General features: G+C 64.3%; 5 protein-coding genes and 1 pseudogene. 5 read left to right on the top strand and 1 reads right to left on the bottom strand.

Annotated elements, in window-relative coordinates; translation table 11 throughout:
* The 3 genes from RT028_RS06330 to RT028_RS06320 all read left to right on the top strand — a co-directional run.
* Positions 1-473, top strand: a 473-nt coding sequence (locus RT028_RS06330; protein WP_409567183.1) for a TyrR/PhhR family helix-turn-helix DNA-binding protein, incomplete at its 5' end; no start/stop codon positions are given.
* Positions 474-767: 294 nt separating this feature from the next.
* Positions 768-2147, top strand: coding sequence for an amino acid permease (locus RT028_RS06325; protein WP_312933622.1), 1380 nt, complete (start codon positions 768-770; stop codon positions 2145-2147).
* Positions 2148-2238: 91 nt separating this feature from the next.
* The gene (locus tag RT028_RS06320) at positions 2239-3138 is read left to right on the top strand and encodes a LysR family transcriptional regulator (protein WP_312933621.1); all 900 of its coding nucleotides are present in this window, start codon (positions 2239-2241) and stop codon (positions 3136-3138) included.
* Here RT028_RS06320 and RT028_RS06315 read toward each other — a convergent pair.
* The gene (locus RT028_RS06315; RefSeq protein ID WP_312933619.1) at positions 3116-3739 is read right to left on the bottom strand and encodes a LysE family translocator; all 624 of its coding nucleotides are present in this window, start codon (positions 3737-3739) and stop codon (positions 3116-3118) included. The two genes, RT028_RS06320 and RT028_RS06315, sit on opposite strands and share 23 nt — an antisense overlap.
* 487 nt (positions 3740-4226) lie before the next feature.
* On the opposite strand from RT028_RS06315, the gene gcvH reads away from it, so the two are divergent.
* Positions 4227-4610: a glycine cleavage system protein GcvH gene (gene gcvH, locus RT028_RS06310; protein WP_312933617.1), complete on the top strand. Its 384-nt coding sequence runs from the start codon at positions 4227-4229 to the stop codon at positions 4608-4610.
* Positions 4611-4620: 10 nt separating this feature from the next.
* A pseudogene (locus tag RT028_RS06305) lies at positions 4621-6190 on the top strand (glycine dehydrogenase (aminomethyl-transferring)); the annotation flags it as partial.

Genomic DNA, 6190 nt, shown 5'->3' with positions numbered 1-6190 from the left:
CCTTCCGTGAAGACCTCTTCTACCGGCTCAACGTGCTCAACCTGCAGGTGCCCCCGCTGCGCGAGCGCGGTGAAGACATTCTGCTGCTGGCACAGGGTTTCATGGCCCAGGCCTGCACGCAGATCCAGCGCCCGCCCTGCCGCTTGAGCCCTGCCACCCACGCCGCGCTGCTGGCCAACCCCTGGCCCGGCAACGTGCGCCAGTTGCACAACGTGATCTTCCGCGCCGCCGCCATCTGCGAGCGCCAGGTGGTCGAGATCGACGACCTGGACATCGCTGGCACCGCCGTGGCCAGCGGCCAGGTGGGCGGCGTGGCCAGCCTGGAGCGCGCCGTGGGCGACTTCGAGCGCGAGTTGCTGCAACGCCTGTACGCCAGCTACCCCTCCACGCGCCTGCTCGCCGCGCGCCTGCAAACGTCCCACACCGCCATCGCCCAGCGCTTGCGCAAGTACGGCATCGGCAAGGAAAAATAGCCTCCGCGCCGGCCTGCCCGGTGCGGGGTTCATTCCGTGCAAGCCCTGAGCCTCACGCCGTGGGCTCTATTCCGAGCTCCTCAGGAAAAAAACGCAGGATGTTGTGCGCAGAATTCGTTTGAGCAATAGCGTCCGCTTGTCCAAGGTTGCAGGCCTGATGGCCAATGCCCAGTCAGGCTGGAGGCATTGACGCAGCGCACCACGATGCCTGTGTGGGAACCGACTCGACTGACGCGCACCGCCGCCTCAGCCAGGCAGTGCCGGTTCTTCCCAATAATAAGAGAGGACACGCAAATGCAATCCAATGGTCTCAAGCAGAGCCTGAAGCAACGTCACGTCACCATGATCGCCCTGGGTGGCGTCATCGGCGCGGGGCTGTTCATGGGCTCTGGCTCGTTGATCGCCTCGGCCGGCCCGGCCGCGATCCTGGCGTACTTCATCGGCGGTCTGGTGGTGACCCTGGTGATGTTCATGCTCGGCGAAATGGCCTGCCGCAACCCCGATGCCGGTTCGTTCTCGACCTACGCCAACAGCTACCTGGGCGAATGGGCCGGCTTCACCGTGGGCTGGCTGTACTGGTTCAAGTCGATGATGACCATCACCCTGGAAGCGGTGCTGCTCGGCGCCATCCTGCATGATTTCCTGCCGTGGTTGCCCATCTGGGCGGGTGCGGTGTTCATGCTGGTGACACTGATGGCGAGCAATGCCTATTCGGTCCGCTCGTTCGCCGAAGTCGAGTACTGGCTGGCGGCGATGAAGGTCGCGACCATCCTGATCTTCATGGCGTTGGGCATCTCCATCCTGATGGGCCTGCACAGCGACATCCCCTCGCCTGGCCTGGTCAACCTGACCGCCCACGACGGTTTCATGCCCAACGGCCTGTCGCCGGTGATGGCCGGGGTGGTGGTGGTGATCTTCTCCCTCGGCGGCAGCGAGATTGCCGCCGTGGCCGCAGGCGAATCGGAAAATCCGCGGCAGAACGTGATTCGCGCAATCAAGAGCGTGATCGTGCGGGTGATGCTGTTCTACGTCGGTTCGGTGTCGATCCTGATCCTCTGCCTGCCGTGGACCGACAAGGCCAACCTGGCCTCGCCCTATGTCTCGCTGTTCAACCTGGCGGGCTTTACGGGTGCTGCGGTGGCGATGAAGATCGTGCTGTTCATCTCTTTCATGTCGGTGATGAACTCGTTCATGTTCTCCAACTCGCGCATGCTGTTCTCGCTGAGCGAACGTGGCCATGCACCGAAACTGTTCTCGCGCACCACCACCCAGGGTGTTCCGCTCAATGCCTTGCTGCTGAGCCTGTGCATCTGCCTGGGCATCCTCAGCGTGCACTTCGCCAGCGGCGGCGACCTGTTCATGACCCTGGCCAAGAGCAGTGGCACCTTCGTGATGATCGTGTGGATCTTCATCATCCTCGCTCACCTGGCCATGCGCTGGCAGACCCGCTTCGAGCCGGTCGACCCCACGGCCTTCCGCGCCTGGCTGTTCCCCTACGCCAATATCCTTGCGTTGCTGGCGCTGGTCGGGGTCATCGCTACCCAGGCCTTCGAGCCGACTTCGCGCTTCCAGTTCTGGTTCACCCTGGGCACGTCCCTGCTGGTGGTGGTGGCGTATTTCATGATGCGCCGGCGCCAGCCAGCCGTGACGGGCGCCTTCGTGGGTGAGCGCTGAGGGGTTCGATGGCGAGTGCGATGGGGGCAAGGGCTAGTGTGTTTGCTGCTAGGCTTGGGCCCCCTCTCAGACCAGACAAGCGGCGCCCGCTATGATCGATGACATTCGCTACCTGATCGTGTTTGCCAAGATCGCCGAGGTCGGCTCGATCTCCGGCGGCGCCAAGGCGCTGAACCTGAGCACCGCCACCGCCAGCCAGCACCTTGCCCGGCTTGAGCACAATCTCGATACCGCCCTGCTCTATCGCAACACCCGCAAGCTGTCGCTGAGCCCGGCGGGCGCCGAACTGCTGGGCACCGCCCAAGCCATGCTGGCGCTGTACGAAAAGGGTGTGATCGAGTTCAAGCAGCGCGCGGTATCGACCCAACAGAGCCTGCGCATCTCCATGCCCGCGCTGTTCATCAACAGCGCTTTCAGCCAGCACCTGGCAAGGTTCATCCGGGACCACCCAGACCTGCGCATGAGCATCAGCTGCGATGACAGCCGCCACGACATCATCGCCGACGGCATCGACGTGGCCTTTCGCATTGGTGACCTGCCTGACAGCAGCCTGAAAGCACGCCATCTGTTTCTGCTGCCGCGTCGCGTGGTTGCCAGCCCAGCTTACCTGGCCCAGCACGGGCCACTGCAGCACCCTGGCGACCTTGCCAGCCTGGACTGGATCGGCTTGAGCATGCGCCCCGACGCCCGCCAGTTCCACCACCGCCACACGGGCGAACAGGCCGCACTCAGTTACACCTCGCGCGTGAGAGTGGACAGCGTCGAAGCCTCACATCGGCTGGCCTTGCTGGGTGTTGGCCTGGCCGCCCCGCCGGACTTTCTCTGCGCCGGGGCACTGGCCAGTGGAGCGCTGCTGGCCGTGCTGCCGGACTGGGCACTGGAGCCGCTGAAGGTGTATGCCGTGTGGCCACCGAACATCGCCACCAGCAGCCTTGCCTACCGCCTCATCAATACGCTGTACAACGCCTTCAACGGCCAGGCGCTGGCATGACATCGCGCAGTTGCAGGTACAGCATGTAAGCCGCCGTGGCGATCAGCAGCGCCGCCAGCATAAGGTTGAACACGCGCTGGCGGCGTTCGCTGTCGAGCACGCCAGCCGCCTGCGCCCCGAGCAGCGCCCAGGCCGCGAGTGACAGGTAGCAGACGAAGAAGTAGATGATCACGAACGCGAGCAGGCTGTCAGTGGCCTCGGGGTTGGCAAACAGCGCCACGCCCGATGCACAGGCAATCCAGGCCTTGGGATTGAGCCATTGCAGCCAGAATCCCTGCATGAAACGCGGCCTGGCCTGGCTGGGGGTCGCCTGGTTGGGTGCGCACGTCGCCAGCGTGTAGCCGATATAGCCAATGAATCCTGCGCCGGCCAGTGCCAGCACGTGCAGCAGCAGCGGATATTGCGTCAGTACGCTGCTCAGCCCAGCGCCGGTAAGGATCAGCAGCAGGGTAAAACCCACCGTAGCCCCGGATACCAGCGGCAGGCTCCGGCCGAATCCATGCTGGACACCGCTGGCAAGGACCAGCAGGTTGACCGGGCCCGGCGAGAGGGACATGCCCAAGGCGAACAGGGTCATGGCGATGAAGGTGGCGGATGTCATGAGAAGGGGCGCTCTTGTGGGTAAGGCCAGTCAGTCAAGCCGTGATGTGATCAGTGGGGCCGCAAAGCGGTCCCGTCACTGACTGCCGGCATCACGCTGTTGTGGATCGCTGCGGGTCAGCATCAGGGTATGGCTCGAGCGTGCTGCAGATAAGCGGGCTATTACCTGAAACTGAGTTTGAGCATTCCGCAGCTGGGCAACGGAGGATGCTTCAAACGTGCTATCACGATTTCATTCCAGTGTAATGATATCGATACGAAGCAGGCTCACGCCGTTCAGGCAAGGGTTTGATCGCGCATGATTTTTCCTGCCCGGACAACTGTATCGAATTCATTCCATATCAGCCGAGACTGCTTGGCCGTCGTTTTCAGGCAAACCCTTGATCCACGGGCATCAGGCGTCAGCTGGCCGCCTTCTTGCTAGGTGAACCCTGACCCAGAGCGCAGGGCTACACTGCGCCTGACCTCCTGCATCCCGAGGACTTTTCATGAGCGAGTTGCGTTTTACCGAGGATCACGAATGGCTGCGCGCCGAAGCCGATGGCAGCGTCACGGTGGGCATCACGGCCTACGCCCAGCGCGCCCTGGGCGATGTGGTCTATGTTCAGTTGCCTGAGCTGCAACACTACGAAGCCGGTGCGGAAGCCTCCACGGTCGAATCGGTAAAGGCCGCCAGTGGCGTGTACATGCCGCTGGCCGGTGAGGTTGTGGCCGTGAATGAACAGTTGGCCGAGCAGCCGGAGCAGGTCAATGAACAGCCGCTTGGCGAGGGCTGGTTCTTCCGCTTCGTACCCGACCAGCCCGAGGCCGTTGCCGCGCTGCTCGACCAGGACGCCTACGACCGCTTGCTCACCGCCACCGCCGATGCCTGAGAACGCTCCCATGACCCTGAACCTCAGTACTGCCAACGAATTCATCGCTCGCCACATCGGCCCACGCGCCGCCGATGAGCAGGCCATGCTCGACAGCCTGGGCTTCGACTCGCTCGATGCCATGAGCGATGCCGTGATCCCCGGCACCATCAAGGGCACCAGCGTGCTGGGCGATGCCGACGGCCAGAGCGAGACCGACGCACTGGCCGCGCTCAAGGCCATCGCCGGCACCAACCAGCTGTTCAAGACCTATATCGGCCAGGGCTATTACAACTGCCACACCCCCGCGCCCATTCTGCGCAACCTGCTGGAAAACCCGGCCTGGTACACGGCCTACACCCCTTACCAGCCGGAAATTTCCCAGGGTCGCCTGGAAGCGTTGCTGAACTTCCAGACCCTGATCAGCGACCTTACCGGCCTGCCCATCAGCAACGCCTCCTTGCTCGATGAAGCCACGGCTGCAGCCGAGGCCATGACCTTCTGCAAGCGCCTGTCGAAGAACAAGGCCAGCCAGGCGTTCTTCGCCTCGGTCCACTGCCACCCGCAAACCCTCGACGTGCTGCGCACCCGTGCCGAGCCACTGGGTATCGACGTGGTGGTGGGCGACGAACGCGAACTGACCGACGTATCCGCGTTCTTCGGTGCGTTGCTGCAATACCCGGCCAGCAATGGCGAGGTATTCGACTACCGCGCGCTGGTGCAGCGCCTGCACGAGGCCAACGCCCTGGTGGCCGTGGCCGCTGACCTGCTGGCCCTGACCCTGCTGACCCCGCCCGGCGAATTCGACGCGGACGTGGCCATCGGTACTGCCCAGCGCCTGGGTGTACCGCTGGGTTTCGGCGGCCCGCACGCGGCGTACTTCGCGACCCGTGACGGCTTCAAGCGCGACATGCCGGGGCGCCTGGTAGGGGTTTCCATCGACCGCTTCGGCAATACCGCGCTGCGCCTGGCCATGCAGACCCGCGAGCAGCATATCCGCCGCGAGAAGGCCACCTCCAACATCTGCACTGCACAGGTGCTGCTGGCCAACATCGCCAGCATGTACGCGGTGTATCACGGACCGGCGGGCCTGACCCGGATCGCCGAGCGTGTGCATGGGCTGACCTCGATCCTGGCCCAGGGCCTGACTGACCTGGGCGTGAAGGTACTGGGCGAGAGCGCTTTCGACACCCTCACCCTGGACACCGGCGCCGCCACCGCGCAGCTGCATGACCAGGCCCGCGCCCAAGGCATCAACCTGCGCCAGATCAGCGCCAGCCAACTGGGCCTGTCACTGGATGAGACCACCTCCCAGGCCGATGTCGAAGCGCTGTGGACGGTGCTGGGCGCCGGTCAGCCTGCGCCGGACTTCGCGGCGCTGGCCGCGCGCGCCAACGCCCGGCTGCCCAGCGCGCTGCGCCGCCAGTCGGCGTTTCTCGAACACCCCGTGTTCAACCGCTATCACAGCGAAACCGAGCTGATGCGTTACCTGCGCCGCCTGGCCGACAAGGACCTGGCGCTGGACCGCAGCATGATCCCGCTGGGCTCGTGCACCATGAAGCTCAACGCCGCCAGCGAAATGATCCCGGTCACCTGGGCGG

This window comes from Pseudomonas sp. (assembly GCF_032058845.1).
Taxonomy (GTDB): domain Bacteria; phylum Pseudomonadota; class Gammaproteobacteria; order Pseudomonadales; family Pseudomonadaceae; genus Aquipseudomonas.
Note: the sequence above shows the minus strand (reverse complement) of the source record. Positions and strands in the feature narration are given on the sequence as shown.

Bases quoted from the DNA above. Each gene is read 5' to 3' on its own strand.
- gcvH (WP_312933617.1), top strand. From the start codon at position 4,227: ATGAGCGAGTTGCGTTTTACCGAGGATCACGAATGGCTGCGCGCCGAA.
- RT028_RS06320 (WP_312933621.1), top strand. From the start codon at position 2,239: ATGATCGATGACATTCGCTACCTGATCGTGTTTGCCAAGATCGCCGAG.
- RT028_RS06325 (WP_312933622.1), top strand. From the start codon at position 768: ATGCAATCCAATGGTCTCAAGCAGAGCCTGAAGCAACGTCACGTCACC.
- RT028_RS06315 (WP_312933619.1), bottom strand. From the start codon at position 3,739: ATGACATCCGCCACCTTCATCGCCATGACCCTGTTCGCCTTGGGCATG.